Genomic DNA, 26779 nt, shown 5'->3' with positions numbered 1-26779 from the left:
GACATGATCGTGTCACGAGCTCTCAAGGCGTGGCGTGCGGCTCGCGTCAGGCAAGGAACTCGGCGAGTGGGAAGGAGCGATGGCGACGTGGTGGAACCAGATAGTTCTGCCGGTGGGTCGTCTGCAGGACCGAGTTGATGCCGGCGTGGGGGCTGCGCGGTTCGACAGGGAGCGTCCTGTCGGCATAGTGGCCGTCCATCGAGAGCCGAACGATGTTGAAGATTTCCGTCGTCGGCTGGAACTGAATGAAGTGCAATCCGGCCGCCGGCGTCTTGCTGTAGTGGTCTCCCGTCGGATCGGATGTGTAGTGGAATGGATTGTCCAGCGTATCGAAATCGCCGCGCACGGGAATGGTAGTCCCCGTGGGATAGGCTTTTCCGTAGTTGCTGGTCTCCGGCGATGTGGTGCTGTCCACCTCCGACATGCTCCCCGTATGGCCGTACCCGTGGTACCGCTCAACCCCCTGCGCCACTTGGGCCTCACTTTGACCTGGCGGTTGGAGGGCGAGCGTACCCGGCGCGGGCGCGGGTGAGAGGCCGGGATGGAGCATTGCCTGGACGCGGTCCGTGTACTGCGGGAAGTTCTTTTCGTACCAGGTCACCAGATCTTGGAACAGATGCGAGAGATGCATCGTGGTCCCCTGTTTGAAGTAACCGTTGGGCCACTGATCGGTGAGGCCGGGCAGGGTTTCCAGATTGGCAATGACCCCAGGTCCCATATTCGAATTCAGGGTGGTGGCGAAGCCGAGGAATCCCTGTGCCGCTCGAGGGATCGACTTCGCACCGGGGATATCGGCTGCCAGCGCCAGCTTGCTCGGCAGGCCCTGTTGCCCGTAGAAACCGCCCCCGGAGAAGCCCTGTCGGATACTCGTCACCGTGAACAGGCTGCCCGCTCGGTTGCTCCCAGGCCCGAAGAGGGCGTTGCTGGCTGCTTTGATATGGGCGAGCGAGTCGCTGCGGAGCAGCACGGCCACGTCATTCTGTTCCAGGCGGACCGGCCCGAAGCCGGGCGGAGGCTGGTCGCTGGGGAACGTCCTGGCCTCCTGGAGCGCATATACCGTATGCCCCTCCTTCTTGGAGGTCTTCAAATCGACCGGCAGATACGCCGGGTAGGACGTTCCCGCCTTGAAGAAATCCGACGCCTTGCCCAGCGTCGGGATGTAGTGATGGAAGTAGGGAAGTCCCCAGGCCACCGTGGCGGCCACTCCTGTGGGAGTGGCCGGGAATTGGCGTTCCAGATCCAGGAGGACGGACTCCAGGTGGTGCTGCGCCTCCTGCAACGCCTTGGCATTCGCTGACACATTCAGCTTTGCGGTGATGACATGATCGTGCAGGGCCGGCACCCGAACCGCAATCTTGCCATCGCCACTCTTCACGCCCGAGCCGTTGACCATGACCACTTGCTCGTTCTGCAGGATATATTGTTCCTGGCTGGGCGGACTGTCGGTGTCGGCGGGCCGGGACGGCGGTTCTGCAATGGTGTCGATCATCTCATAGATGCCGACGGATGCCAGAGCGGCACCGAAAGTGCCGGCTGTCCCCTGCAGAAGGCGTCGCCTACTCAATTTCCCGAGCGGCCGCCCTGCACGCGCATCTTCGTCGCCATCTTTCATGAAACGTATTCCCCTTGCTTGTGGAGTAGATGTCCGCCGTCACCCGGAATCGAGGCCTGACCTGTTCGAACGGCCGGGGTTGAAATAGAAGGTGAGGACCAGGTGATTGCGCCGCCACTGAGGGCCGGCGCCCGACTGCCTGCCATCACTTCTCCCCCATAAGGGTCTGCTCACCATGCGGGGTCCACAGCGCCGATACGACCTTGCGCACGTGCCGCCAAATGGCCGATGACGGCGGGCCAGTTGCCGACGCCATCACCTTCGCTGTCGCGATATAACCACACGCGGTCCGGGTCATTGAAGTCAACACGCGGCCTGGGTTATCGAAGCCGACACCACCCGAGTGCGTCCGCGGCCGCGTCTTCACCACCCGGACCGAGGCGAACCTCGCACTCTTTGAGTACGCCGACAGCGTCGACAATCCCCGCCGCATCCAGAAGCGGCTCGGCCACCTCAGCCCCATCGAATTCAGGGAGAGGCATTACGCCGACCAGGCAACGACCGCTGGAGTAATGCCCCGCCCACAGCGATTGGCCGCCTGAGACCGAAACGAACGGCTGGGACCGAATGGACTGATCTGCAGATCCACCAGTCCCGTGCCCCCTAAGGGCGCAGCCCCCGGAACACGACGTCGAGAAAGGTGTTCGCGGAGCCGTGCTGCTCCGGGCGCCTGGGAAGTGCGGAGATCAGGGCGAGGACCTCATCCGCCGCGACGTCGTCCCGTACCGCGCCCGCCGTCTGCGCGCGGGCCCACAGTCGGGCGAAGCTCGCCTTCATCGGGGCACCCACCGCGGCCATCGGGGACCGGTCGTCGGTCAGACAGGCCCCGACGCGCATGCTCATCCCGCCGTGCTCGGCAGCGCTCCGGTCGTACAGGCGCAGCCACTGCGCCACCGCCTGCCACACGTCGGGCGCGTCGAGCAGCTCACGGGCCTGCGCGTCCAGGAGGTCGACGCGGTCCTTCATGAGCGCGACGAAGAGGTGCTCCCGGCTGGGGAAGTGCCGGTACAGCGTGCCGCGCCCCACCCCGGCCTCCTTGGCGACGTCGTCCATGGGGGCGTCCGCGCCGTTACGGCTGAAGACCTTCTGCCCCGCGGCGACGAGTGCCTCGTAGTTGCGGCGGGCGTCCGCTCGCAGCGGCTTGGCATCGAGGGGCGGAGTACTCATGGGAATCATCCTATTTGACAACCGGACACGGTGTCCATATCGTCGAAAACGTAAGCGGACACCGTGTCCGGTTATGTGTTCCACGCCTGTGGTCACGCGTCCAGCAAGGGGAGAAGCGCCATGGCATCACCGGACAGCAGGCCGATCGTGGCCGTCGTCACCGGAGCGAGCCGGGGCGCCGGCCGGGGTATCGCGGAGGCACTCGGCGGCCGTGGGGCGACCGTCTACGTCACCGGCCGCAGCCGGTCGGCCTCCGATTCGCCGTACGGAGGCACCGTCGCGGAGACCGCGGCCCTGGTCGACAAGGCAGGCGGAACCGGGGTCCCGGTGATCGTCGACCACGGGGACGACCAGGCGGTGGCGGACCTCTTCGACACCGTCCGGCGCGACCACGGACGGCTGGACATCCTCGTCAACAACGCCGCCAAGGTCGTCGGGACGCCGGCGTCGGTCGGGTTCTGGGAAAGGCCCCTGGAGGCAGCGGACCTGCTGACGGTCGGACTGCGCTCGCATTACGTGGCGAGCTACCACGCGGCACCGCTGCTGATCACGAACGGCCGCGGTCTCATCGTCAACACCGGCCACTACGGTGCCGTGTCGTACCACCACAGTCCGGTATACGGGGCGCAGAAGGCGGGCGCCGACAAGCTCGCGGCCGACATGGCCAAGGAGTTGCGGCCGCACCACGTCGCGGCGGTCTCCCTGTGGATGGGGCACGTCGACACCGAGCGCGCCCGCGCCTACCTGGACTCCCTGCCCCAGCAGGACCGGCCGGCCGAGAAGCGGGAGTCACCCCAGTTCACGGGCCGTGTGATCGCGGCCCTGTACTCCTCCGGCGAACTGATGGCCCTCTCCGGCAGGGCACTGATCGGAGCCGAGCTGGGCGCACTGCTCGGGGTCACCGACATCGACGGCTCCCGGCCCCGGTCCGAGCGCTACACACTGGGCGGCCCGCCCGAGCTCCACCCGAGTCTGCTGGGCTGATCCGCAACCCCCTAACGCACCAGGCAGGGCCGCTTGGCGTCGAAGGTCCAGCCGTCCACGAGGTAGCGCATCCCGGTCGCGTCGTCGCGGCCCGCGCCGAGGTTCTGCTCCTCATGGAGGGCGTGGGCAGCGAGCAGCCGGTCCATGTCGAGGCGGATGCCGAGCCCAGGGGCGTCGGTGACGGCGACCTCGCCGTCGACGATCCTCGGCGGTGCGACGGTGAGGCGCTCCCGGCCTTCCTGCCAGATCCAGTGCGTGTCCAGGGCGTTGTAGTCGCCGGGGGCCGCGGCACCGCAGTGGGCCATCATGGCCAGGGAGATGTCGAAGTGGTTGTTGGAGTGGCAGCCCCAGGTCAGCCCCATCTCGTGGCAGAGCTGTGCCACGCGCACGGATCCGCGCAGGGTCCAGAAGTGCGGGTCGGCGAGCGGGATGGAGACCGACTGCAGGGCCAGGGCGTGGGTGAGCTGCCGCCAGTCGGTGGCGATCATGTTGGTCGCGGTGGGCAGACCGGTGGCCCGGCGGAACTCGGCGAGGATCTCGCGCCCGGAGTAGCCGTCCTCGGCCCCGCAGGGGTCCTCGGCGTAGGCGAGGGTGCCGAGCAGCGGCCGGCACAGTTCGACGGCCTCCCGCAGGGACCAGGCGCCGTTGGGGTCGAGGGTGATCCGGGCCTCGGGGAAGCGCTGCTTCAGCGCCCGTACGGCCTTGACCTCCTCGGCGCCCGCCAGGACCCCGCCCTTGAGCTTGAAGTCCCGGAAGCCGTAGTGGTCGTAGGCCGCCTCCGCCTGCCGGACGATCGCCTCCGGGGTCAGGGCCTCCTCGCGGCGGATGCGGTGCCACGCCACGGCGGCGTCGGGTTCGCGGAGGTAGTCCAGGTCGGTGCGGTCGGGGTCGCCGACGTAGAAGAGGTAGCCGAGGACTCGTACCGAGTCGCGCTGCTTGCCGTCGCCGAGCAGGGCGGCGACGGGCACCTCCAGGTGCTGGCCGAGCAGGTCGAGCAGGGCGGACTCGACGGCGGTGACGGCGTGCACGGTGGTGCGCAGGTCGAAGGTCTGCTCGCCGCGGCCGCCGGCGTCCCGGCCGCCGAACGCCTCCCCCACGGCCCGCAGCACCCGCTTGTGGTCGCCCAGCCGCGAGCCGACGACCAGGGGCTCCGCGTCCCGCAGCGTCCGGGTGATCGCCTCCCCGCCGGGCACCTCGCCGAGCCCCGTCCGGCCCTCGGAGTCCTCGACGACCAGGACGTTGCGGGTGAAGTACGGGGCATGGGCGCCGGAGAGGTTGAGCAGCATGGAGTCCCGGCCTGCCACCGGGTACACGGAGAAGCGGGTGACGACGGGCTGGCTCATGGGCGAACGTCCTTACGGGAGAGGGGCTTACACACCACGCGGCCACACCGACGGCCACGCCGACGGCGACGAGCAGAGGCAGGCCGGTTCGCCTTTGAACCGAATGTCACGTCCATGTCCGTGAATGATACCTGCATACAGAGACATCATCTACATACGGAGATGAAGCCTGGAGATGGAGGCTATGGATGCGGACGTGCTCGGGTCAATGGGAGTGCGGGAGGAGTCGCCGGACCGCTCCCGCTCGCCGAGGTCAGATCCGGTGATCGATTCCCGCGCGTGCGGCGTGCAGCTCGGAGCGGACGAGTTCGAGGAGCCGACCGGTCCAGTTGCGGCCCCTGCCCGAGCGGTCGCCCCAGTAGGCGGAGTCCGCGTCGTCGTAGACGAGGGTCGCGTCGCCCGTGGACAGGAGGACCTCGGCCGGTGCCGGGTACTGGGCGAACTTGGCACGCAGCAGAGCGGTCAGCACGGCCGTACGGGCCTGTTCCCAGCCGTCGCGCCGAGGGGCCTCGGCGGCGAGCCCGCGGGCGGTCGCGGCTCTGTCCGCCGCCGCGATCGCGGCCCGGGCCCGGACGTCGGCGGTGGACAGGGCCCAGTAGGCGTGTGCCACGGACGGGTACGTGACGCCGTCGGCCTCGACGGGCGCCGGGTAGTCGTTGCGCAGGGCGTCCGTGCCCGGGTTGTCGGACGGCTTGTGCGGATAGCTCTGGTACAGGTGGATCGCGGGGGCCACCGCCTCCTCGGGGCCGTCGGCCGGGACCCGCGAGGCCCGGCGGGCCGCCCATGTCGCCCGCTCCTCGAAATACGCGACGGCGCTGTCGTACGCCTTCTGCGTGACCGGTTCGTCGGGCCGTCCTTCCAGGCTCCCGCCGGGCCCGGCCACCAGGGCGCGCAACGGCCAGTCCTTGTTGTCCATGTCACCCAGGGCGTAGCGACGCGAGGTCTCCGGGATGGCGAGGTAGGCGTCCCGGGCGGCCGCCCGCTTCGCTTCGGAGCGGTCGGCGAGAAACGCGTCCACCGCCGCCAGGCAGCGTCCCGTCGAGTCCGGGCGGCCGTTGAGCTGGTCGATGGTGTCGCGCACCTCGGCGAGCAGCAGCTCGGGGGTGTACCAGGTGCGCGGCTCGCTGAACCGCCAGCCGGCCAGGTCGTGCGCGGACGCCCGCGCACCGTCCGGGAGTTCGGTGGCCACCCAGCCGCTGCGCAGCTTCTCCTCGAACTCCTCCAGCGTGACCAGGCCCCAGCAGTTGACGAGCCCGTCCGCGTAGATGAACAGGTCGGTCAGGAAGTAGTCGCCGTTGCGGATGAAGGCATGCCGCCAGGTCCCGGGAACGCGTGTGCCGTCCGCCATGCGGTAGGTGATTCTCTCGCCGATCATCAGGCCAGTGTGACGGCCCGGCCGGACGGCCCGCGCGCGGTTTTACGCGGGGTCGTGCCGCGGACCAGCCTCTCTGTCCCAACCGCCGTGCGGGAAAGGGTTCTTACCGGCCGCCCGGGGTGACCAGTCCCGTCTCGTAGGCGACGACCACCGCCTGGGCGCGGTCTCGCAGGGAGAGTTTGCCGAGGAGGCGGGAGACATGGGTCTTGACGGTGGCCTCGGAGAGGTGGAGGCGGGCGGCGAGTTCGGCGTTGGACAGGCCCTGGGCGAGCAGGCGCAGGACGTCGAGTTCGCGTGGGGTGAGATGGCCGAGGTCGCGGTGGTGCGTGCCGCTGTCGCCGCCGGCGCGGGCGAAGCGTTCGACGAGGCGGCGGGTGATGGCGGGAGCCAGCAGTGCGTCGCCGGCCCGGACCGTGCGGACGGCGGCCGTCAGGTGCTCGGGGGTGACGTCCTTGAGCAGAAAGCCGCTGGCTCCGGCGGACAGCGCCGCGTACACGTACCGGTCGAGGTCGAAGGTGGTCAGCATCAGGACGCGGGGCGGGTCGGGGGCGGCGAGGATCCGGCGGGTCGCCTCCAGGCCGTCCAGCCCGGGCATCCGGATGTCCATCAGGACGACGTCCGGCCGGGTGCGCCGGACCGCGTCCACGGCCTCGTGACCGTCGGTGGCCTCGGCGACTACCTCGATGCCGTCGGCGGTGAGGATCAGCCGGAAGCCTGTGCGCACCAGGGCCTGGTCGTCCACGACGACGACCCGTGGCGGACTCACCGGTGAACTCAACTGCACTCCAGGGGAATCAGGGCCCGGACCCGGTAACCGCCCAGCGGGCGCGGTCCGTTGCTCAGGGTGCCGTCGTGCACGGCGAGCCGCTCGCGCAGCCCGACCAGTCCGCGCCCGTTGCCCGACGCGGCGCCCGGTCCGGGGCTGCCGCCGGAGTCGGTGACCTCGACCCGCAGCTCGTCGTCACCGTACTCGACGCACACGCTCGCCTTCGAACCGGCCGCGTGCTTCAGGGTGTTGGTGAGCGCCTCCTGCACCACCCGGTAGGCGGTGAGCTCCACGCCCGCGGGCAGCGGCCGGACCGTCCCGGACACCGTGAGTTCGACGGCCGTACCGGTGCTGCGGGTACGGTCGAGCAACGGGTCGAGCCGGTCAAGGCCGGGCTGCGGAGCGAGGTCCGCCTCCCCGGGATCGTCCATGGTGAGCAGTCCCATCACCTGCCGCAGCTCCCCCATCGCGGTGCGCCCGCCCGCCTCCACCGCGAGCAGCGCCTCGCGCGCCTGCTCCGGCGAACTGTCCATGATCTTGCGGGCGGCGCCGGCCTGGATGACCATCACGCTCACGTTGTGGGTCACGACATCGTGCAACTCCCGGGCGATCCGGGCCCGTTCGTGCGCCACGGCCCCGCGCAGCTCCTCGGCCCGCCGCCGCTCCACGTCCGCAAGCCGCACCCGGCTCTCGGCCGCCCGGACCTTCCAGGTGCGCAGTCCGAGGGTGACCAGGACAAGCGGGGCGGAGATCATCAGGGGCACGTACTGGGTGGGGACGGTGGGTTCGACGCCGAACGGTGTGTGCGGCACCGATCTCCCGATCGTGAAGCTGAGCAGCACGGCCAGCGCGAGCGTGGCCCTCGCCGCCGCCTGGTAGGGGCTGTAGGCGGCCGCGCTGTAGGCGGCGATGACGCAGGCGTAGAAGGTGAGCCGGGTGACGTCACCGGGAGTGAGCGCGTTCGCCGCCAGCACGATCCAGAGCACGGCCAGCGGGTAGCGGCGGCGCCAGACAAGGGGCACGGAAGCGAGGAACACCAGGCAGAGCAGGGCGACCATGCTGTGCCGCCCGGTCGGATCGTCCGGGTCACCCGCGTACTGGATCTCGGAGACGAGGACGAGCAGGGCGAGAGCGGCGTCGAAGAGCCGGCCGCGCCCGGTGGGCTCGGGCGCGGGACCGCTCGGCTCCGCCAGTGCGCGCAGTCGTACCAGCGGGCCGGGCGCCCATGTCGTCGTCATCCTCGTATTCTCGGCGCCCCCCGGGCCCCTGGCATCCCTCCCCGGACTACATCTCGGGGATGACCCCGCCATCCCTACCTCCGACGCGGTACGGCGATTACGTCCCGCGCCCGTCGTGCCCGGCCCGGCCCGTTCCCTAGCGTCGGCGGCCACCGAGGGACGGAGACCCACCGATGACGACACCACTGATCGACCTACGGGACGTGACCCGGCGCTACGACGCCGGACCACCCGCGCTGCTGGACGTGACCCTGACCGTGGCGCCTGGGGAGGCCGTCGCGGTCCTGGGTCCCTCCGGCAGCGGCAAGTCGACGCTGCTGAACCTGATCGCCGGCCTCGACCGGCCGGACGAGGGCACGGTGACCGTGGACGGCGTCGGGGTGGACCGGCTGGGCGAGGCGGGCGCGGCCCGCTACCGGCGGACGAAGGTCGGGATGGTGTTCCAGTTCTTCAACCTGCTGGACGACCTGACCGTCGCCGACAATGTCGTGCTGCCCGCCCAGCTCTCCGGAACCGGACGGCGCGAGGCCCGCCGCCGCGCCGACGACCTGCTGGAGTCGCTTGGTATCGCGGCGCACGCGAGCGCCTACCCGGGCCGGCTCTCCGGCGGTCAGCGGCAACGCGTGGCGGTGGCCCGGGCGTTGATGAACCGGCCCGCGCTGCTGCTGGCCGACGAACCGACCGGTGCGCTGGACTCCGCGTCCGGCGCGGACGTCGGCCGCCTCCTCCAGGAGCTCAACGCCGACGGCCAGACCCTGGTCCTGGTCACCCACGACCATGACCTCGCCAGGGCCTGCACCCGGCGTACGGTCCACCTCGCCGACGGCCGGATCAGCGCCGACGTCCCGGCGGAGGCGGTCCGATGAGCGCCCTCGTCCGGGTGGTCCGGTCGGGCATGGCCCGGCGCCGTACCCAGACGCTGGTCATCGCCCTGGCCGCGCTGCTGGCGGTGACGGCGTCCGTGCTGGCCGGTGCGCTGCTGGTGGCCTCCCGCGCCCCCTTCGACAAGGCGTTCGGGCAGCAGCACGGGGCCCAGCTCACCGCGCAGTTCGACGCGGGCCGGGCCGGCCCGGCGCAACTCGCCGCCTCCGCGCACGCGTCCGGGGTGACGGGGTCGTCCGGCCCGTTCCCGACGGCGACCGCCACACCGGACGGCGCGGGCGCGCTGTCGGTCGTCGGGCGGGCCGGTCCCGGCGGGGCGGTGGACCGGCTCACGGTGACCGAGGGCCGGTGGGCGCGGCGGACCGGCGAGATCGTGCTCGCGGCGGACCAGGACGGGCCGCCCGTACGGCTCGGGCAGCGGCTCGACTTCCCGGACCTGCCCGGGAGTCCGGCGCTCACCGTGGTCGGCACGGCGCGCTCGGTCAGCCGTACCGCCGACGCGTGGGTGGTGCCCGCGCAGATCGCCGGGCTCACCGCGTCCGGCCGTGCCGACGGCTACCAGATGCTGTACCGCTTCGCCCATGCGGCCACCGAGGCACAAGTGGCCCGGGACCGGGCGGCGGTGACGGCGGCCGTACCGGCAGGAGCACTCTCGGGCACTCGGTCCTGGCTCTCCGTACGGCAGTTCGCGACCCGTGAGACCGCCCTGTACGTGCCGTTCCTGGTCGCCTTCGGGGTGCTGGGGCTGGTGATGTCGACGCTGGTCGTCGGGAACGTGGTGGCCGGTGCGGTGGGCACCGGGCTGCGGCGGATCGGCGTCCTCAAGGCGGTCGGCTGCACTCCGGGGCAGGTCGTCCGGGCCTATGTGGCGCAGGCGCTGGTGCCCGCCGCGATCGGCACCGGGCTGGGTCTGGCCGCCGGACACCTGCTCGCCACGCCTCTGCTGGCGGACACCTCGGCCGTGTACGGGTCGGTCGGGCTCGGGGTCTCCGCCGGGGTCGATCTGGCCGTCGTGGGCGGGGTGCTGGGTGTGGTGGCCGGCACGGCGTGGCTGAGCGCCTGGCGGGCGGGGCGGCTGCGCACGGTCGACGCCCTGGCCGTGGGCCGCACCCCGGCGGCGGGCCGGGGCCGTACGACGGCCCGGCTGGCGGCCCGGCTGCCGGTGCCACGGGCGGTGGGCCTCGGGCTGGCCCGGCCCTTCCACCGGCCCGCCCGCGCCGCCTCGATGGTCGCGGCGGTCGTCTTCGGCACGGCGGCGGTCACCTTCGCCGTCGGGATGGCCGCGTCCCTGGGCGAGGTGATCACCGCCAAGAACCACAACGCGGCCGACGTGACCGTGAGCGCCCGGCAGCCGGAAGGTCCGGGGCGCGTGCCGCCGGGCACCACGCGGGTGACGGCGGCCGATGCCGCCGCCGTGCGGGCCGCGATCGCCGCCCAGCCGGGCACCCGCGACCAGTACGGCAGCGTCACGACCGAGGCCAAGGTCGCCGGGGTGACGGGAAGCGTGCCGGTGTTCGCCTACGACGGCGACGCCTCCTGGGGCGGCTTCGCCATGGTGTCGGGGCGCTGGATCCGGGCGGCCGGCGAGGCGGTGGTGGCGACCCCGTTGCTGACCGCGAGCGGGGGCGAGGTGGGCGACACGGTCACCCTCACCGTGCACGGCTCGCCGGTGCGGATACGGATCGTGGGCGAGGTCTTCGACACCGGCCAGCAGGGCATGCGGGTGTTCACGGACCTGGCGACGCTCCGGACCGCCGACCCGGACCTGCACCCCGCCGACCACGCCGTGCGGCTCGCCCCGGGCACCGACGCCGACGCGTACGTGACCCACCTGAACGCGGCGCTGAAGCCGCTCGGCGTCTCGGCCACCGGCACCAGGTCGGTCAACGGCAGCGACGGCGTGGTCGCCCTCGACGCACTGGCGGCGACGCTCACCCTGATCCTGGTGGCGGTGGCCGGACTCGGGGTGCTGGGCGGGGTCGTCCTCGACACCCATGAGCGCATCCGGGACCTGGGTATCCACAAGGCGCTCGGGATGACACCCCGGCAGACAGTGACGCTGGTGATCGCCTCGGTCGTCCTGCCCGGCCTTGCGGGCGGGGTGCTCGGCGTCCCGCTGGGCCTCGCCGTGCACCGCACGGTCATGCCCGCCATGGGGGACAGCGCCGGACTGCGACTGCCCGATGTGGTCCTCGACGTCTACCGGGCGCCCGAACTGCTCCTCCTCGCCCTGGGCGGCACGGCGATCGCGATCCTCGGCGCGCTGCTCCCGGCGGGCCGGGCGGCCCGCGTCCGGACGGCGACGGCATTGCGCACCGAGTAGTCAACGACCGCTTCTGGACCGGCCGGTGACGAGAGGTGAGACTGAGGGGATCCGACACCCCGGCCCCAGGAGGGTGACCATGGACGACCGGACGGCGCCGCCGCGCGTCGAGCTGACCCCGCAGGCAGCCGAGTTGGTGCGCCGGCTGCGCGCCGAGCACGGCCCGCTGATGTTCCACCAGTCCGGCGGCTGCTGCGACGGCAGCGCGCCGATGTGCTACCCCGACGGCGAGTTCCGCACCGGCGGCTCGGACGTGCTGCTGGCCGAGCTGGCGGTGGACGGCGTCGAGGAGCCGGTCACCTTCTGGATGTCCAGGAGCCAGTTCGAGGCGTGGAGCCACACCCGGCTGATCGTGGACGTGGTACCCGGACGAGGGAGCGGTTTCTCCCTGGAGGCACCCGAGGGGGTGCGTTTTCTCACCCGTTCGCGCGTAGTCGACGTCTAGCCGCCCTGCCGGTCACTCTCTTCTGCTGCACTTCCCTGAGTCCTGAGGTACTTGACGAGACATCAGGGGGTGCGGTGACGCATCGTCAGAGACGATTTGCAGCGACGACCCGAACTCTGTTCACGATTCTCACGACGTCCGGCGTGCTGGCCGGTGCGGCCCTCGCGGGGGCGGCACCGGCCGGCGCCGTGTCGGACACCGGACAGATCGCGTCCGGCGTCACCTACCGGCAGTTCGACGTCACGGCGGCCAAGGGCACGGTCCACGCCCATCTGCTGACCGCCGACCTGACCGATCCGCACGTCCATGTGGACCTCCTCCACCCGGGCGCGGTGGCCGCCCGGTCGCCGGTGTCCACGATGGCGGACGCGGCGGGCGCGGTCGCGGGCGTGAACGGCGACTTCTTCAACATCACCGAGACCCAGCACCCGGGCGCCGAGGCGACCGGCGCGAGCGTCGGCCCGGCGATCGCCCACGGCCGGCTGCTCAAGGCGGCGGTGCCGAAGGCCCAGCGGTTCGGCCCGTCGCTGCCGCCCGGCACCGACACCACCGACGTCCTCGGCGTCGGCGTGGACCGCCGGGCCCGGCTGGACCGGCTGACGCTCTTGGGCACCGTCCGCACCCCGGACGGGAACCTCGCGCTGCGGGGGCTCAACCAGTACGCGCTGGCACAGAACTCCGTCGGCGCCTATACCGCCGCCTGGGGCTCGGTCTCCCGCAAGCGCGCCACCTGCGGCTCGGACACCAGCCGGGCGGCCGGCTGCAGCACGGACACCTACGAGGTACGGATCCGCGGCGGCAAGGTCGTCGACACCGCCACCAGCCCAGGCAGCGGCGCCATCGCGGAGGGTACGACGGTCCTGCTGGGCCGGGAGGCCGGCGCGGACAAGCTGCGCCGGCTCACCAAGGGCGAACGGGTCACCGTACGCAGGCAGATGGTCGCGTCCGCCTCCAAGGTCCCGTACCGCTTCGCGGTCGGCGGCTACCCGGTGCTGCGCGGCGGCGAGCCGCTGGCCGGCCTCAACGACACCACCGCGGCGGTACGCACCGCCGCGGGCTACACGAGCGGCGGGCGCAAGCTCCTGCTGCTCGCGCTGGACGGCGCGGTGGCCTACCGCAGCGGCCTGACCATCGCCGAAGTCGCCGACGAGATGCGGGAGTTGGGAGCCGTGGACGCGTTCAGCCTGGACGGCGGCGGCTCCACGACACTGGTGGCCCGCACCCCGGGGGACAGGACGGTGAGCGTGCTCAATCACCCGACCGACAGCCCGGAACGCGCCGTGGCGAACGGGATCGGGGTCTTCTCGACACCCTGACCGGAAGCACGGACCGAAAGCCCTGGGCCGGCGGCCTCCGACCGCCGGCTCAGGGCTTCAGACTGCTCACCAGGTCGGCGGTCGCGGTGAGCCCGCTGCTGATGGTGGGCGCCATGCTGGTGCTGGCCAGATAGAAGCCGAGCAGCATGCAGACCAGGGCGTGCGAGATCTTCAGCGCACCCTGGCGCATGAAGAGCACGGCCAGGAACAGAAGCAGCAGCACCACAGAGATGGAAACGGCCATCGCGAACCTCCTCCGCCACGCCCGTTTCAGGGCGTTCGGCCGCAAGTGTGGCGTAGCGGAGGGTGGGCCCGTGCGGTCGACACGTGCCCCGTTCGGGTGGTGTTACGACGCCCGGTGGGTGTCCAGGAAGGCTTCCAGGCCGGCCAGGTCGTCGGTGTTGAAGAAGTCGACGTCGGCGGCGAGCAGTTCGCTCCACAGCGCGTCGCGGGCGGACCCGGCCACGTCGGGGGTGTTCCAGAAGCGCACCGTCTGGCCGCGGTCGTGCGCCTGGCCGATGATGGCGCGCAGCTTCTGCCGCTCGGCCTCGGGGAACGCGCCCTCCCCGAGCCAGGTGAAGTTGAGCTGCCAGTTGTCGCTGATCAGGGGGACGAAGGAGGCGGGCGCCGAGGTGCCGAGGTCGGTGAGCCGGCCGTCGTAGAAGGCCCGGCGCACGGTCTGCGCCTCCATCGGCGTACGCGCGGCACGGTCACCGGAGATGACGTTGGTGACGGCCCCGGGGATGACGCGGCCGTGGGCGTACGTCGTGAACAGGTGCCGGTAGCGCCGGAGATGCCGGTCGAGTTCGAGGTACGTCGACGATCCCTCGGTCTTGATGTCGATGAGCAGTTGGAGCGGCTCGCGCCGGCCCCGGTAGACGGAACCGTGGTTGGCCTTCACGATCCGGGCCAGCGGGTCCAGGTAGAGGGACTCCAGGGTACGGCTCGGGTCGAGGTCGTCCGCGGTGTGGCCGATGAGCAGCTGGTCGCCGACAAGGAAGATGTCCGCCTCGACACTGCCGAAGCGGTGGCCGAGGGCGTCGAAGAGGGGGTGGGTGTGCTCGTAGTCGTTGTGGGCGTGGGCACGCCACAGCGGACGCGGTCCGCGGTGACCGCCGCCCGCCCAGGCTTGTGCGCCGGGCAGCACGACAGCGCCCGCGAGGGCGGCGCCGAGGGTGCTGAGGGCTCTGCGACGGGTGGTGAGGGCCATGTGCTCTGCCTCCCTTGTAGGGCCTTGAGGGACCCAAGGGAGTATGCGTTCGAGCAAGGGCCAATTGGTGTATCTGCGCAGGGAATTGGCTGGACTGCCGCCCCCGGTTCACTTCATACGGACCTCACTGCAGGCGCCCCGAAAGGGGCGCGGGGCTGTATCGAATATGCGGCTCCGCCGCGTGTGCGCGACCAGCCCCCACACACCCGCACCAGACAGCCGCTAGATCACGGCCCCTGGAGATCGACCAGTTCGGCCAAGGCTCCCCGATGCACCCCCGCCGTACCGAAGGCAATCGAATCCGCCTTGGCCCGCTTGAGGTACAGATGGATCGGATGTTCCCAGGTCATCCCGATCCCCGCGTGCAACTGCAGCGCTTCCTCCGCCGCCCGCACCGCAACCGGCCCCGCGTAGGCCTGCGCAACGGCCACCAGCACATCGGCATCCCCGCCGGAGGCCAGCGCATCGGCCGCGCCCCGCGCAGCGGCCCGCAGGTTCACGACCTCCAGCCACAGCTGCGCCAGCCGGTGCTTGATCGCCTGGAACCCGCCCACCGGCCGGTTGAACTGCTTGCGCTCCTTGAGGTACCGCACGGTCTCGGTCAGCGCCCACTCGGCGAGACCGAACTGCTCGGAGGCCAGCAGCCCGGCCCCGGCCCGCAGGGCCCGCCGTACGGCGGGTTCGGCGTCGCCCACCCGGCGTCCGGCGGCTCCGTCGAGGGTGACCGTGGCGAGCGGCCGGGTCAGGTCGAAGGACACCTGCGGGGTGACGGTGACGGCCGCCGCCTCGACGGCGTACAGCCCCCCGTCGTCCCCCGGCACCAGCAGCACATCCGCGACGACCGCGTCCGCGATGCCGGTCAGCTCACCGTGCAGGCGGCCCTCTTCGACGCGTACGCCCTTGAAGTCGGTCCCCGGAGCAACATGCAGCCCCACGGCCAGCGCACCGATCGTCCGCCCCGACGCCAGCTTCCCGAGCAGCTCCTCGTCACCGCAGGCCAGCAGCGCCTCGGTCGCCACCACGGCACTGGTCAGATACGGTACGGGCGCCACGGCCCGCCCCAACTCCTCCAGAACGACGGCGACTTCGCGGTGCGAAGCACCCTGGCCGCCCTGCTTCTCCGGCACCAGCAGCCCGGCGAGGCCCATGCCCTCGGTGAGGGCCTTCCAGGCCGCCAGGTCGTGCGGGGCGTCCGACTCGGTGCGGGCGATGACGCCCGGCGCGTCGCAGTGGTCGGCCAGCAGATCCCGCACCGCGGCCCGCAGCGCCTCTTCCTCCTCCGAGTACAGCAGGTCGGGCTGTGTTGTCATCGGGCGAGGTCCTTCCAGGCGACGTCCTTGTCGGTGCGGGGCTCGGCCGGCAGGCCCAGCACGCGCTCGGCGACGATGTTCAGCAGGACCTCGCTGGTCCCGCCCTCGATGCTGTTGCCCTTGGCGCGGAGGTAGCGGTAGCCGGCGTCGCGGCCGACGAAGTCCACCAGTTCGGGCCGGCGCAGGGTCCAGTCGTCGTACAGCAGGCCTTCCTCGCCGCGCAGTTCCACCTCCAGGCCGCTGATCTCCTGGTTGAGGCGGGCGAAGGCGAGCTTCATGCCGGCGCCCTCGGGGCCGGGCTGTCCGGCGACGAGCTGCTGGCGCAGCCGCTCCGCGGTGAGCCGGGCGACCTCGGTCTCGACCCACAGTTTCAGCAGCCGCTGGTGCAGGTCGTGGGTGCGCAGCTCGGGGCGTTCGCGCCAGGTCTTCACGACCGGGCCGATCATGCCGCCCTCGCGGGGCAGCCGCATCCCGCCGATGGCGACGCGCTCGTTGTTCAGCGTGGTCTGCGCGACCCGCCAGCCGTCGCCGGTCTCGCCGAGGCGGCGGGAGTCGGGGATGCGGACGTCGGTGAGGAAGACCTCGTTGAACTCGGCCTCACCGGTGATCTGCCGCAGCGGCCGGACGTCCACGCCCGGGTCGGTCATGTCGCAGATGAAGTAGGTGATGCCGGCGTGCTTGGGCACGTTCGGGTCGGTGCGGGCGATCAGGATGGCCCAGCGGGCGTTGTGCGCGCCGGAGGTCCACACCTTCTGGCCGTTGACGATCCAGTCGTCGCCCTCACGGACGGCCCGGGTGCCCAGTGCGGCCAGGTCGGAGCCGGCCCCCGGCTCACTGAACAGCTGGCACCAGACCTCCTCGCCGATCCACAGCGGCCGCAGATAGCGCTGCTTCTGTTCGTCCGTGCCGTACTTGAGGATGGTCGGTGCGGCCATGCCGAGTCCGATGCCGTTGCGGCGCGAGTCGTTGTCAGGCGCGCCCGCGGCCTCCAGCTCGGCGTCCACGACGACCTGGAGGGAGCGCGGGGCGCCGAGGCCGCCGAGGCCCTCCGGGTAGTGCACCCAGGCGAGTCCCGCGTCGAAGCGGGCCTTGAGGAAGTCGAGCCGGTCCGTCGTGGCGGGCGGGTGCGCGGCCAGCAACTCGGCTGTGCGGCGCTGGAGTTCCGAGGCGTCGGTCATGCCGCGGCTCCCGTCGGTACGACGGTGACGCGGCCGGTGGTCACGCCGTCGCCGAGCCGCTGCACGGCCGCCGCGGCCCCGGACAGCGAGACCCGCTCGCTGACCAGTGGCTTGATGGCACCCTTGGCGGCCAACTCGGTGAGTTGCTGATGGCAGTCCAGGATCAGCTTGGGGTTCTTGGTGGCGTACAGGCCCCAGTGCAGGCCCAGGATCGAGTAGTTCTTCACCAGGGCGTGGTTGAGCGCCGGGCTCGGGATGGTGCCGCTGGCGAAGCCGACGACCACGATCCGTCCCTCGAAGGCGACGACCTTGGTCGACTGGGTGTACGCCTCGCCGCCGACCGGGTCGTAGACCACGTCGGCGCCCCGGCCGCCGGTGGCCGCCTTCACGGCGCCGACCACGTCCTCGGCGCGCCGGTCGACGACGACGTCACAACCCAGCTCGCGGGCCACGGCCGCCTTGTCGGCGCCGCCCACCACACCGATGACGGTGGCCCCGGCCGCCTTGCCGAGCTGTACGGCTGCGCTGCCGACCCCGCCCGCGGCGGCGTGCACGAGCAGCGTCTCGCCGGCCTGGAGTCCGGCCCTGCGGTGCAGGCCGAACCAGCCGGTCTGGTACCCGATGTGCAGGGCGGCGGTCTCGGCATCGTCCAGCGCGTCCGGCGCGGGCAGCAGGGCGGCGGCGTCCGCGACCGCGTACTCGGCGAAGCCGCCGTGCGGCAGCACGGGGTTGGCGATCACCCGGCGCCCGTCCTCGGTCTCACCGCAGATCTCCACGCCGGGCGTGAACGGCAGCGGCGGGCGCACCTGGTAGTGACCCCGGCACATCAGCACGTCGGGGAAGTTGATGTTGGCGGCACGCACCTTGAGCAGAACCTGGCCGTCGCCGGGCGTGGGCCGCTCCACCTCCTCGAGCCGCATCACCTCGCTCGGCTCGCCGTTCTCGTGCACTTGCCATGCCTGCATGCGGTGCCTCCACAGACTGCTTCGTCGGGGTCCATCGCATACTAAGCGGTCGCTTGCCAATGAGGGAACAGCCGGCGGTACGCCGGACGCGTCACGCCGTGCTTCTCGGCCGTGCCCGCACATGCATCCGCTCCCCCTGCGGCCCGAACAGGCTGAGGAACTCCACCGGCCCCTCCCCCGTCGACCCGAACCAGTGCGGCACCCGGGTGTCGAACTCGGCCGCCTCCCCCGCCGCCAGGACGACGTCATGCTCACCGAGCACCAGCCGCAGCTTCCCGGACAGCACGTACAGCCACTCGTAGCCCTCATGGGTACGCGGCTCGGGATCGAGCTTCCGCTTCGGTTCGACCACCTTGAAGGCCTGGAGGCCGCCGGGCTGCCGGGTCAGCGGCCAGAAGGTGCGGCCGTACCGCTCCATCGGCTTGGCCCGCACCCGGGGATCCCCGACCGGCGGGGCGCCGACCAGTTCGTCCAGGGGCACCTGGTGGGCCTGCGCGATCGGCAGCAGCAGCTCCAGGCTGGGCTTGCGCAGCCCCGCTTCCAGCCGGGAGAGGGTGCTGACCGAGATGCCGGTGGTCTCGGAGAGGGCGGCGAGGGTCACCTCCCGCTCCTTGCGGAGCTTGCGCAGCCGGGGGCCCACCCCCGCGAGAACGTCGTCCGTGGTCATGGAGGTATTGCAGTTTCGGCAAAGACGTTTGTCAATCCGGCCCCGGATGCACGACCGTCGCCGACGGAGGTGGTCACCATGACCGATACGTACGAAGTGGTCGTCGTCGGAGGCGGTGCGGCCGGGCTGTCCGCCGCGCTGGTCCTGGGCCGGGCCCGGCGCCGCACCCTGGTCGTCGACGCGGGCGAGCCGCGCAACGCCCCCGCCGCCCACATGCAGGGCTTTCTGTCCCGGGACGGCATGGCGCCCGCGGAGTTCCTGGCCGTCGGCCGCGAGGAGATCGCGCGGTACGGCGTGGAGCTGGTCCGGGACCGGGCGGTGGACGCGTCCCGGGACGGTGACTTCACGGTGTCGCTGGCGAGCGGACGGCAGGTCCGGGCCCGGCAGCTGGTGGTGGCCACCGGCCTCGAGGACGAGCTGCCGCCCGTGCCCGGCGTCGCCGAGCGGTTCGGCCGGGATGTGCTGCACTGCCCGTACTGCCACGGCTGGGAGGTCCGCGACCAGGCCTTCGGCGTCCTGGCCACGACCCCGATGAGCGTGCACCAGGCGCTGATGGTCACCCAGTGGTCCAAGGACGTCACCCTCTTTCTGCACCAGGTCGCCGAGCCGGAGCTGACCGACGACGACCGGCGGCGGCTGGCCGCGGCCGGGGTCCGGGTGGTGCCCGGCGAGGTGGCGGGGCTGCGCGTCGAGGACGACCGGCTCACCGGCGTACGGCTCTCGGACGGCGGCGTGCACGCGCGGGAGGCCCTGTTCGTCGCCCCGCGGCCGGTCCCGCGGAACGACCTGCTGGTCGGGCTGGGCGCGGAGATGACGCAGACCCCCTTCGGCGCCTACCCGGTGATCGACGAGCGGGGGCTGACGACCGTGCCCGGGCTGTGGGCGGCCGGCAACGCGAGCGGCTTCGCCGAGCAGGTGGTCAACGCGGCCAGCCGGGGCTACCGCGCCGGTGCGGCGATCAACGGCGAGCTGCTCTTCGCCGACCTGGACGCCGCCGTGCGGGTGTAGGCGGGTGTAGTTCAGGCACACCCGTTGCACCATGGCTGCATGCTGCTGACCCGGCTCGCCGAAGTGTCCCGGGAGGTCGCCGCCACCGCGGCCCGGTCCCGCAAGACCGCACTGCTCGCCGGCCTCTTCCGGGAGACGGCCCCGGACGACGTACCGGTCGTCATCCCCTATCTGGCGGGCCGTCTCCCGCAGGGCCGCCTCGGCGTCGGCTGGAAGGTGCTGAGCCGGCCGGTCCCGCCGGCCGCCGAGCCGTCCCTCACCGTCCGCGAGGTCGACGCCCGGCTCACCGAGCTGGGCAGGGTCGCCGGGCCCGGTTCACAGGCCGAACGCGCCCGGATCGTGGGCGAGTTGATGGGTGCGGCGACCGCCGACGAGCAGCGCTTCCTGCTGGGGCTGATCACCGGTGAGGTACGGCAGGGCGCCCTGGACGCGGTGGCCGTCGAGGGGCTCGCGCAGGCGACCGGCGCGGACGCGGCCGACGTGCGCCGGGCGGTGATGCTCGCCGGGTCCCTCCAGACGGTGGCCGAGGCGCTGCTCGCGGACGGCCCGCCGGCCCTCGCCCGCTTCCGGCTCACCGTCGGCCGCCCGGTGCTGCCCATGCTGGCGCACACCGCCTCCTCGGTCGCCGAGGCGGTCGGGAAACTGGGCGCCTGCGCGGTCGAGGAGAAACTCGACGGCATCCGGGTCCAGGTCCACCGGGACGGCAGCGCGGTGCGGATCCACACCCGCACCCTCGACGACATCACCGACCGGCTCCCCGAAGTGACCGCCGCCGCACTGGAGTTGAGAGGCGACCGGTTCATCCTGGACGGCGAGGTGATCTCCTTCGACGCCGACGGCCGCCCCCGCTCCTTCCAGGAGACGGCGGGCCGGGTCGGCTCCCGGACGGACGTGGCGAAGGCCGCTCGGGAGGTGCCGGTCTCCCCCGTCTTCTTCGACGCGCTCTCGGTCGGCGGCCACGACCTCCTCGACCTTCCCTTCGCCGAACGGCACGCGGAGCTGGCCCGGCTGGTCCCCGAGCCGATGCGGGTCCGCCGGGCGCTGGTGTCCGGGCCCGAGGACACGGCGGCCGCCGAGGAGTTCCTCGCCGCCACCCTGGAGCGCGGCCACGAGGGCGTGGTCGTCAAGGCCCTGGACGCCCCCTACAGCGCGGGCCGGCGCGGCGCCTCCTGGCTGAAGGTCAAGCCGGTGCACACCCTCGACCTGGTCGTCCTGGCCGCCGAGTGGGGGCACGGCCGGCGCACCGGCAGGCTCTCCAACCTCCACCTCGGCGCCCGTACCCCGGACGGCGGCTTCGCCATGCTCGGCAAGACCTTCAAGGGCATGACCGACGCGATGCTGGAGTGGGGGACCACCCGGCTGAAAGAGCTGGAGGTGTCGGACAACGGCCGGGTGGTGACCGTACGCCCCGAACTCGTCGTCGAGATCGCCTACGACGGCCTGCAGAAGTCCTCCCGCTACCCGGCCGGCGTCACCCTCCGCTTCGCCCGGGTCGTCCGCTACCGCGAGGACAAGCGGCCTCAGGAGGCCGATACGGTGGAGACCCTGCTGGCCGCCCACCCGGAGGTACGGCGTTGACGGAGCCGAAGCGAAGTGCCGGACTGCTGTTGTTCCGGCACACCGAGCACGGCGTCGAGGTATTGCTCGGCCATATGGGCGGCCCCTACTTCGCGAAGAAGGACGCGGGTGCGTGGAGCGTCCCCAAGGGCGAGTACGAGCCCGGCGAGACCGCCTGGGAGGCGGCCCGCCGTGAGTTCCGGGAGGAGCTGGGCCTCGCGCCGCCGGACGGCGAGGCGATCGCCCTCGGTGAGGTCCGGCAGAGCAACGGCAAGATCGTGACGGTGTGGGCGGTCGAGGCGGACCTGGACCCCGCCGCAGCGGACCCCGGCACCTTCACGATGGAGTGGCCGCCGCGGTCGGGCCGGATCCAGGAGTTCCCCGAGCTGGACCGGGTGGCCTGGCTCGGCCCCGACCGGGCTCGCGAGGTGATCGTCAAGGCGCAGGCCGCGTTTCTCGACCGGCTGGCCGAGCACACGGACTGAACAGCTGCGCACACGTTGCGGTCCACCGGGCCGCGCGCGAAGGTCGAAGCAAACCCGCTCCCAGGGAGGTCAGCCATGCCCATCGCGACGGTGAACCCGGCGACCGGCGAGACGCTCGAAACGTTCGAGGCCATGGACGAGGACGAACTCGAACGCCGGCTCGAACTGGCTGAGGCGACGTTCCGTACGTACCGCACGAGCGCCTTCGCCGAGCGCGCCCGGCTGCTGCACCGTGCCGCCGACCTGCTGGACGCGGACCGGGACGACATCGCCCGCACGATGACCACCGAGATGGGCAAGCCGCTGGCGCAGTCCCGCGCGGAGGCCGCGAAGTGCGCGAAGGCGATGCGCTGGTACGCCGACCACGCGGAGGCGCTGCTGGCCGACGAGGAGCCGGCGGAGACGGACGTGAAGGACTCGGGCGCGTCCCGGGTGCGGGTGCGCTACCGCCCCATCGGGCCGGTGCTGGCCGTCATGCCGTGGAACTTCCCGCTCTGGCAGGTGGTCCGGTTCGCCGCGCCGGCGTTGATGGCCGGCAACGTGGGCCTGCTCAAGCACGCGTCGAACGTGCCGGCGACCGCCCTGTACCTGGAGGACCTCTTCCACCGGGCGGGCTTCCCGGAGGGCTGTTTCCAGACCCTGCTGATCGGCTCCGGGGCGGTCGACGACATCCTGCGCGACGAGCGGGTGCGGGCCGCAACGCTCACCGGCAGCGAGCCCGCGGGCCGCGCCGTCGCCGCCACCGCCGGCGAGATGATCAAGAAGACGGTGCTGGAGCTGGGCGGCAGCGACCCCTACGTGGTGATGCCTTCGGCGGACATCGACCGCGCCGCGAGGATCGCGGTGACGGCGCGGGTGCAGAACAACGGGCAGTCGTGCATCGCCGCCAAGCGGTTCATCGTGCACACGGACGTGTACGACGCCTTCGCCGAGCGGTTCGTGGCGGGCATGGAGGCCCTGCGGACGGGCGACCCGATGGACGAGAAGACGGACGTCGGGCCGCTGTCGAGCGAGCAGGGGCGGGCCGACCTGGAGGAGCTCGTCGACGACGCGAAGCGGTCGGGTGCGCGGGTGCTGTGCGGCGGGCAGCGGCCGGAGGGGCCCGGCTGGTTCTACCCGCCGACCGTGCTCGCCGGGATCCACCGCGACATGCGCATCCACCGCGAGGAGGCGTTCGGGCCGGTGGCCACGCTCTACCGGGCCGGGGACCTGGACGAGGCGGTCCTCATCGCCAACGACTCGCCCTTCGGGCTCAGTTCGAACGTGTGGACACGGGACGAGGCCGAGGTGGACCGGTTCGTACGGGATCTGGAGGCCGGTGGCGTGTTCGTCAACGGCATGACCGCCTCCCACCCGGCGTTTCCGTTCGGGGGTGTGAAGCGATCCGGATACGGGCGTGAGCTGTCCGGGCACGGAATCCGGGAGTTCTGCAACATCACCACCGTTTGGCAGGGTGCGTGACGGTTGCGCGGCTACGATCCGGGTGTGAACCGGGAAGTGACTCTGCCTCTGATCGTCGACGACCGCGGTACCTTGCAGGTGGCCGCGGCCGACGTGAGTAAGTTGTTGCGGACCGTGGGCGGACGGTGGGTCCGGCTGGTGGAGGCCGGGGAGAGCGGGCTGGACGAGGACACGGTGGCCGCGCTGACCATTGAGCTCGCGAAGCTCGCCGATCGGATCGACGTGGCTTGTATCGCCCATAGCAGTGGGCAGGGTGGGTGAGACGGCGAGTACGGGTCGAGTTCGGCTGGTCGCGCCCACGCGGCGGTAGCCGCAATTCGATGCAGCCCCGCGCCCCTAAAGCAGGTGGGTTGAGCTCAGCGACCTCCAGAACATCTCCTCGTATTCCTGGAGTAGGCGGCCGTATGTGTACACCCGCTTCTCGTGCAGGCTGCCCGAGTTGAGCCCCGCCTCCACCGCCGCCTCCGCCTGTTGGTCCAGGGCCGGGGCCGGTTCCGCGAAGAAGTCGAAGAAGGCGCAGGACTCGTCCGTGAAGCCGTAGTGGGTGCGCAGGCCCTCGGCGATGCGGGCGCAATACGTGCCCCAGGTCGCGAAGTTGGCCGTGATGGCCAGGACGGCGTCCGTCGGGGTTGCGTTCAGGGCGAGCCAGGAGATGTACGCCGGGTACGTCTGGCAGCCCGGTAGGGGCTCGTACGCTTGCATGCGCCGTTCATCCACTTCGCACGCCTCGGTGAACGCGCCCAGCCGCTCTGCCGCCAGTTCCTCGCCCTCGGCCAGCATGGTGAAGAACCCGGCGGCCGCCGGCTCCTCGGTGGCGCGCTGCGCCAGATGCAGGAACGCGCGGTGGTCGGCGGGAATCACGTGGTGTTGTTCCAGGGCCAGTGCGGCGAGCGTCTCCAGACTCGCCCGGCCGCTGGCGACGGGGGGAACAAATGGATTCGCGTTCGGGTCCGGGGCCAGCTCTGACCTGGTCGTTTTCAGCAATTCCGCGGCCGTGCGGGGCATTGCTTCCTCCTCGTCGGGATTGATCGGTGCTGCTCCGACCCTGACACGGGGTCACCGGTTCGGAGTAGTCCGGCGAGAGATCATCGCCCTCACGGGTGATCGTGAGGGAACCACCTCCTGAGGTGAACCACCTTCTGACCGGCCGGGCCCAAACCCGCCGGAAGGCTGAAAGCAGGCACGGTTCATGGCGACTTTGTGCAAACCCTCAGTGTCGGTCCCGGAGTACGTGATCACGATGGAGGAGACGCTGGAACTGGCGCGCTCCCACCACGAGAACCACCCGCAGCTGCCGTTGGCGCTGAGACTGATCGAGAACACGGGCGTTCGCACCCGGCACATCGTGCAGCCGATCGAGGAAACCCTCAAGCACCCCGGCTTCGAGGAGCGCAACAAGCTCTACGAGGTCGAGGCCAAGGCCCGGGTCCCCGCAGTCATCCAACGAGCGCTCGACGACGCCGAGCTGCTCACCAGCGACATCGACGTGATCATCTACGTCTCGTGCACGGGCTTCATGATGCCCTCGCTCACCGCGTGGCTGATCAACGAGATGGACTTCGACTCCACCACCCGCCAGATCCCCATCGCGCAGCTCGGCTGCGCGGCCGGCGGAGCGGCGATCAACCGGGCGCACGACTTCTGCTCGGCGTACCCGGACGCCAACGCGCTCATCGTGGCCTGCGAGTTCTGCTCGCTGTGCTACCAGCCGACCGACCTCGGCATCGGCTCGCTGCTCTCCAACGGCCTCTTCGGTGACGGCATCGCCGCCGCCGTGGTCCGCGGCAAGGGCGGCACCGGCGTCGAGCTCGAACGCAACGGTTCGTACCTGATCCCCAAGACCGAAGAGTGGATCATGTACGACGTCCGGGCCACCGGGTTCCACTTCCTGCTGGACAAGCGGGTCCCGGCGACCATGGAGCCGCTCGCGCCGGCCCTCCAGGACCTGGCAGGACTGCACGGCTGGAACGCGTCCGACCTGGACTTCTACATAGTCCACGCGGGCGGGCCACGAATCCTGGACGACCTGAGCAAGTTCCTCCAGGTCGAGCCGCACGCGTTCCGGTTCAGCCGGGCCACGCTCACCGAGTACGGCAACATCGCCAGCGCGGTCGTCCTGGACGCACTGCGCCGGATGTTCGACGAGGGCGGTGCCGAGCACCAGGCGCGCGGCCTGCTGGCCGGCTTCGGTCCCGGCATCACCGCGGAAATGTCGCTGGGTCGCTGGCGGCGTTCGGACGAAGAGGCGGCATGACCGAGAAGACGCTCAGCGAACCCCTGGACTCCGCCACGGGGGCCGCCTGCCCGGTCCGGCACTGGGAGGTGCCGGACCTGGCGGGGGTGGACTTCGACCCGACCCTGGCCGAGCTGATGCGCGAGGGTCCGGTCACCCGGATCCAGCTGCCCAACGGCGAGGGCTGGGCCTGGCTGGTCACCCGGTACGACGACGTACGGATGGTGGCCAACGACCCCCGGTTCAGCCGTGAGGCGGTGATGGAGCAGCCGGTCACCCGGCTCGCCCCGCACTTCATCCCGGACCGCGGCGCGGTCGGTTTCCTGGACCCGCCCGACCACACCCGGCTGCGCCGGTCGGTGGCCTCCGCGCTCACCACCAAGGGCGTGGAGCGGGTTCGTGAGAAGGCGCGCGGGATGCTGGACGAGCTCGTCGACGAACTCGTCCAGGACGGCCCGCCCGCCGATCTCACGGCGACGGTCCTGAGCCCCTTCCCCATCGCGGTGATCTGCGAGGTGATGGGCGTTCCGGCCGCCGACCGGCACACCATGCACATCTGGACCCAGCTGATCCTGTCCTCCAGCCACGGCAAGGAGATCAGCGAGAAGGCCAAGCGCGAGATGAGCGCCTACTTCGGCGACCTCATCGCCCTGCGCGAGGGCAGTGCGGGCGAGGACGTGGCCTCCCTGCTGGGCGCGGCCGTGGGCCGCGGCGAGGTCACGCTGGAGGAGGCCGTCGGTCTCGCCGTCCTCCTCCAGATCGGCGGCGAGGCGGTCACCAACAACAGCGGGCAGATGTTCTACCTGCTGCTGACCCGCCCCGACCTCCTCGACCGGCTGCGCACCGAGCCGGAGATCCGCCCCCGGGCGATCGACGAGCTGCTGCGCTACATCCCGCACCGCAGCGCGGTGGGACTGTCCCGGATCGCCGTGGAGGACGTGGAGATCAAGGGCGTGCGGATTCGTGCGGGCGACGCGATCTACGTCTCGTACCTGGCCGCCAACCGCGACCCGGAGGTCTTCCCGGACCCCGAGACGATCGACCTCACCCGCAGTCCCAACCCGCACGTGTCCTTCGGGTTCGGCCCGCACTACTGCCCCGGCGGCCAGCTCGGCAGACTGGAGGAGGAACTCCTGGTCGACGCCCTGCTCGACCGGCTCCCCGGGCTGCGGCTCGCCGTGCCCCCGGACCAGGTCCCCTTCAGGAAGGGCGCGTTGATCCGGGGACCCGAGGCCCTTCCGGTGACCTGGTGAG

General features: G+C 71.4%; 26 protein-coding genes. 13 read left to right on the top strand and 13 right to left on the bottom strand.

All coding sequences use genetic code 11. The annotated features are described in order from the left end of the window. Positions 1–46: 46 nt before the first annotated feature. Entirely contained in the window at positions 47–1612 is a 1566-nt protein-coding gene (locus ACFWXC_RS33405; RefSeq protein ID WP_384484454.1) for a hypothetical protein, read from the bottom strand. 296 nt (positions 1613–1908) lie between these two features. Between ACFWXC_RS33405 and ACFWXC_RS33400 the strand changes: the two genes are divergently transcribed. Beyond that, positions 1909–2154, top strand: coding sequence for an IS3 family transposase (locus tag ACFWXC_RS33400; protein ID WP_384484590.1), 246 nt, complete (start codon positions 1909–1911; stop codon positions 2152–2154). Positions 2155–2215: 61 nt separating this feature from the next. Here the strand turns inward: ACFWXC_RS33400 and ACFWXC_RS33395 are convergent, their stop codons facing one another. Continuing rightward, positions 2216–2779 (bottom strand): TetR/AcrR family transcriptional regulator, encoded by a 564-nt coding sequence (locus ACFWXC_RS33395; protein WP_384484452.1) that lies wholly within the window; start codon positions 2777–2779, stop codon positions 2216–2218. Between the two features lie 120 nt (positions 2780–2899). Here ACFWXC_RS33395 and ACFWXC_RS33390 point away from each other — a divergent pair, with 120 nt between their 5' ends. Continuing rightward, entirely contained in the window at positions 2900–3763 is an 864-nt protein-coding gene (locus ACFWXC_RS33390; protein WP_384484450.1) for an SDR family NAD(P)-dependent oxidoreductase, read from the top strand. A gap of 11 nt (positions 3764–3774) precedes the next feature. Here the strand turns inward: ACFWXC_RS33390 and ACFWXC_RS33385 are convergent, their stop codons facing one another. From ACFWXC_RS33385 to ACFWXC_RS33370, 4 genes are all read right to left on the bottom strand, one after another. Continuing rightward, on the bottom strand, positions 3775–5106 hold the full coding sequence (locus tag ACFWXC_RS33385; protein ID WP_384484448.1) for an enolase C-terminal domain-like protein: 1332 nt from the start codon (positions 5104–5106) through the stop codon (positions 3775–3777). 253 nt (positions 5107–5359) lie between these two features. Beyond that, positions 5360–6481, bottom strand: a complete 1122-nt coding sequence (locus tag ACFWXC_RS33380; protein WP_384484446.1) for an NADAR family protein — start codon at positions 6479–6481, stop codon at positions 5360–5362. Between the two features lie 103 nt (positions 6482–6584). Continuing rightward, positions 6585–7247, bottom strand: coding sequence for a response regulator (locus ACFWXC_RS33375; protein WP_384484444.1), 663 nt, complete (start codon positions 7245–7247; stop codon positions 6585–6587). Positions 7248–7255: 8 nt separating this feature from the next. Beyond that, entirely contained in the window at positions 7256–8485 is a 1230-nt protein-coding gene (locus ACFWXC_RS33370; RefSeq protein WP_384484442.1) for a sensor histidine kinase, read from the bottom strand. A gap of 173 nt (positions 8486–8658) precedes the next feature. On the opposite strand from ACFWXC_RS33370, the gene ACFWXC_RS33365 reads away from it, so the two are divergent. The 4 genes from ACFWXC_RS33365 (at position 8659) to ACFWXC_RS33350 (ending at position 13451) form a co-directional block, all read left to right on the top strand. Continuing rightward, positions 8659–9351 carry an ABC transporter ATP-binding protein gene (locus ACFWXC_RS33365; protein WP_384484440.1) on the top strand — a complete coding sequence of 231 codons (693 nt, stop codon included), beginning with the start codon at positions 8659–8661 and terminating at the stop codon, positions 9349–9351. Then, entirely contained in the window at positions 9348–11690 is a 2343-nt protein-coding gene (locus tag ACFWXC_RS33360; RefSeq protein ID WP_384484438.1) for an FtsX-like permease family protein, read from the top strand. The genes ACFWXC_RS33365 and ACFWXC_RS33360 overlap by 4 nt, the downstream gene beginning before the upstream one ends. Positions 11691–11769: 79 nt before the next feature. Continuing rightward, on the top strand, positions 11770–12135 hold the full coding sequence (locus tag ACFWXC_RS33355; RefSeq protein ID WP_384484436.1) for a DUF779 domain-containing protein: 366 nt from the start codon (positions 11770–11772) through the stop codon (positions 12133–12135). A 143-nt stretch (positions 12136–12278) separates the two neighbouring features. Further along, entirely contained in the window at positions 12279–13451 is a 1173-nt protein-coding gene (locus ACFWXC_RS33350) for a phosphodiester glycosidase family protein (protein WP_384484434.1), read from the top strand. A gap of 49 nt (positions 13452–13500) precedes the next feature. Here the strand turns inward: ACFWXC_RS33350 and ACFWXC_RS33345 are convergent, their stop codons facing one another. From ACFWXC_RS33345 to ACFWXC_RS33320, 6 genes are all read right to left on the bottom strand, one after another. After that, positions 13501–13695, bottom strand: a complete 195-nt coding sequence (locus ACFWXC_RS33345) for a hypothetical protein (RefSeq protein ID WP_351733652.1) — start codon at positions 13693–13695, stop codon at positions 13501–13503. Positions 13696–13797: 102 nt separating this feature from the next. Then, positions 13798–14661 (bottom strand): phosphatidylinositol-specific phospholipase C/glycerophosphodiester phosphodiesterase family protein, encoded by an 864-nt coding sequence (locus ACFWXC_RS33340; protein WP_384484431.1) that lies wholly within the window; start codon positions 14659–14661, stop codon positions 13798–13800. 227 nt (positions 14662–14888) lie between these two features. Further along, positions 14889–15971, bottom strand: coding sequence for an acyl-CoA dehydrogenase family protein (locus tag ACFWXC_RS33335; protein ID WP_384484430.1), 1083 nt, complete (start codon positions 15969–15971; stop codon positions 14889–14891). Further along, positions 15968–17149: an acyl-CoA dehydrogenase family protein gene (locus tag ACFWXC_RS33330; RefSeq protein ID WP_384484429.1), complete on the bottom strand. Its 1182-nt coding sequence runs from the start codon at positions 17147–17149 to the stop codon at positions 15968–15970. The genes ACFWXC_RS33335 and ACFWXC_RS33330 overlap by 4 nt, the downstream gene beginning before the upstream one ends. Continuing rightward, positions 17146–18114, bottom strand: a complete 969-nt coding sequence (locus tag ACFWXC_RS33325; RefSeq protein WP_384484428.1) for an NADPH:quinone oxidoreductase family protein — start codon at positions 18112–18114, stop codon at positions 17146–17148. The genes ACFWXC_RS33330 and ACFWXC_RS33325 overlap by 4 nt, the downstream gene beginning before the upstream one ends. A gap of 91 nt (positions 18115–18205) precedes the next feature. After that, positions 18206–18781, bottom strand: a complete 576-nt coding sequence (locus tag ACFWXC_RS33320) for an XRE family transcriptional regulator (protein WP_351698402.1) — start codon at positions 18779–18781, stop codon at positions 18206–18208. A gap of 78 nt (positions 18782–18859) precedes the next feature. Here ACFWXC_RS33320 and ACFWXC_RS33315 point away from each other — a divergent pair, with 78 nt between their 5' ends. The 5 genes from ACFWXC_RS33315 to ACFWXC_RS33295 all read left to right on the top strand — a co-directional run bounded on the left by ACFWXC_RS33315 (position 18860) and on the right by ACFWXC_RS33295 (position 23553). Then, positions 18860–19789 carry an NAD(P)/FAD-dependent oxidoreductase gene (locus tag ACFWXC_RS33315; protein ID WP_384484426.1) on the top strand — a complete coding sequence of 310 codons (930 nt, stop codon included), beginning with the start codon at positions 18860–18862 and terminating at the stop codon, positions 19787–19789. Positions 19790–19828: 39 nt separating this feature from the next. Then, entirely contained in the window at positions 19829–21367 is a 1539-nt protein-coding gene (locus ACFWXC_RS33310) for an ATP-dependent DNA ligase (protein WP_384484424.1), read from the top strand. Further along, a complete protein-coding gene (locus tag ACFWXC_RS33305; RefSeq protein WP_384484422.1) occupies positions 21364–21831 on the top strand; it encodes an NUDIX domain-containing protein in 468 nt (155 codons plus the stop codon). Before ACFWXC_RS33310 ends, ACFWXC_RS33305 begins: the two co-directional genes overlap by 4 nt. 75 nt (positions 21832–21906) lie before the next feature. After that, complete coding sequence (locus ACFWXC_RS33300; protein ID WP_384484420.1) at positions 21907–23292, top strand: NADP-dependent succinic semialdehyde dehydrogenase; 1386 nt, start codon at positions 21907–21909, stop codon at positions 23290–23292. Between the two features lie 24 nt (positions 23293–23316). Beyond that, positions 23317–23553, top strand: a complete 237-nt coding sequence (locus ACFWXC_RS33295) for a DUF6213 family protein (protein ID WP_384484418.1) — start codon at positions 23317–23319, stop codon at positions 23551–23553. 75 nt (positions 23554–23628) lie between these two features. Here ACFWXC_RS33295 and ACFWXC_RS33290 read toward each other — a convergent pair whose 3' ends face one another. Beyond that, positions 23629–24297, bottom strand: a complete 669-nt coding sequence (locus tag ACFWXC_RS33290) for a transcriptional regulator (protein ID WP_384484416.1) — start codon at positions 24295–24297, stop codon at positions 23629–23631. 184 nt (positions 24298–24481) lie between these two features. On the opposite strand from ACFWXC_RS33290, the gene ACFWXC_RS33285 reads away from it, so the two are divergent. Further along, positions 24482–25546, top strand: coding sequence for a type III polyketide synthase (locus tag ACFWXC_RS33285; protein ID WP_384484414.1), 1065 nt, complete (start codon positions 24482–24484; stop codon positions 25544–25546). Beyond that, positions 25543–26778, top strand: coding sequence for a cytochrome P450 (locus tag ACFWXC_RS33280; protein ID WP_384484412.1), 1236 nt, complete (start codon positions 25543–25545; stop codon positions 26776–26778). The genes ACFWXC_RS33285 and ACFWXC_RS33280 overlap by 4 nt, the downstream gene beginning before the upstream one ends. Position 26779: the final 1 nt, after the last annotated feature.

It is taken from the genome of Streptomyces sp. NPDC058683, assembly GCF_042716195.1.
Taxonomy (GTDB): Bacteria; Actinomycetota; Actinomycetes; order Streptomycetales; family Streptomycetaceae; genus Streptomyces.
The sequence above is the reverse complement of the archived record's forward strand: the minus strand, read 5'-3'. Positions and strand labels throughout refer to the sequence as shown.

Coding starts and splice junctions, on each gene's coding strand:
- ACFWXC_RS33405 (WP_384484454.1), bottom strand. CDS start 1,612: ATGAAAGATGGCGACGAAGATGCGCGTGCAGGGCGGCCGCTCGGGAAA.
- ACFWXC_RS33395 (WP_384484452.1), bottom strand. CDS start 2,779: ATGAGTACTCCGCCCCTCGATGCCAAGCCGCTGCGAGCGGACGCCCGC.
- ACFWXC_RS33390 (WP_384484450.1), top strand. CDS start 2,900: ATGGCATCACCGGACAGCAGGCCGATCGTGGCCGTCGTCACCGGAGCG.
- ACFWXC_RS33385 (WP_384484448.1), bottom strand. CDS start 5,106: ATGAGCCAGCCCGTCGTCACCCGCTTCTCCGTGTACCCGGTGGCAGGC.
- ACFWXC_RS33380 (WP_384484446.1), bottom strand. CDS start 6,481: ATGATCGGCGAGAGAATCACCTACCGCATGGCGGACGGCACACGCGTT.
- ACFWXC_RS33370 (WP_384484442.1), bottom strand. CDS start 8,485: ATGACGACGACATGGGCGCCCGGCCCGCTGGTACGACTGCGCGCACTG.
- ACFWXC_RS33365 (WP_384484440.1), top strand. CDS start 8,659: ATGACGACACCACTGATCGACCTACGGGACGTGACCCGGCGCTACGAC.
- ACFWXC_RS33360 (WP_384484438.1), top strand. CDS start 9,348: ATGAGCGCCCTCGTCCGGGTGGTCCGGTCGGGCATGGCCCGGCGCCGT.
- ACFWXC_RS33355 (WP_384484436.1), top strand. CDS start 11,770: ATGGACGACCGGACGGCGCCGCCGCGCGTCGAGCTGACCCCGCAGGCA.
- ACFWXC_RS33345 (WP_351733652.1), bottom strand. CDS start 13,695: ATGGCCGTTTCCATCTCTGTGGTGCTGCTGCTTCTGTTCCTGGCCGTG.
- ACFWXC_RS33340 (WP_384484431.1), bottom strand. CDS start 14,661: ATGGCCCTCACCACCCGTCGCAGAGCCCTCAGCACCCTCGGCGCCGCC.
- ACFWXC_RS33335 (WP_384484430.1), bottom strand. CDS start 15,971: ATGACAACACAGCCCGACCTGCTGTACTCGGAGGAGGAAGAGGCGCTG.
- ACFWXC_RS33330 (WP_384484429.1), bottom strand. CDS start 17,149: ATGACCGACGCCTCGGAACTCCAGCGCCGCACAGCCGAGTTGCTGGCC.
- ACFWXC_RS33325 (WP_384484428.1), bottom strand. CDS start 18,114: ATGCAGGCATGGCAAGTGCACGAGAACGGCGAGCCGAGCGAGGTGATG.
- ACFWXC_RS33320 (WP_351698402.1), bottom strand. CDS start 18,781: ATGACCACGGACGACGTTCTCGCGGGGGTGGGCCCCCGGCTGCGCAAG.
- ACFWXC_RS33315 (WP_384484426.1), top strand. CDS start 18,860: ATGACCGATACGTACGAAGTGGTCGTCGTCGGAGGCGGTGCGGCCGGG.
- ACFWXC_RS33310 (WP_384484424.1), top strand. CDS start 19,829: ATGCTGCTGACCCGGCTCGCCGAAGTGTCCCGGGAGGTCGCCGCCACC.
- ACFWXC_RS33300 (WP_384484420.1), top strand. CDS start 21,907: ATGCCCATCGCGACGGTGAACCCGGCGACCGGCGAGACGCTCGAAACG.
- ACFWXC_RS33290 (WP_384484416.1), bottom strand. CDS start 24,297: ATGCCCCGCACGGCCGCGGAATTGCTGAAAACGACCAGGTCAGAGCTG.
- ACFWXC_RS33285 (WP_384484414.1), top strand. CDS start 24,482: ATGGCGACTTTGTGCAAACCCTCAGTGTCGGTCCCGGAGTACGTGATC.
- ACFWXC_RS33280 (WP_384484412.1), top strand. CDS start 25,543: ATGACCGAGAAGACGCTCAGCGAACCCCTGGACTCCGCCACGGGGGCC.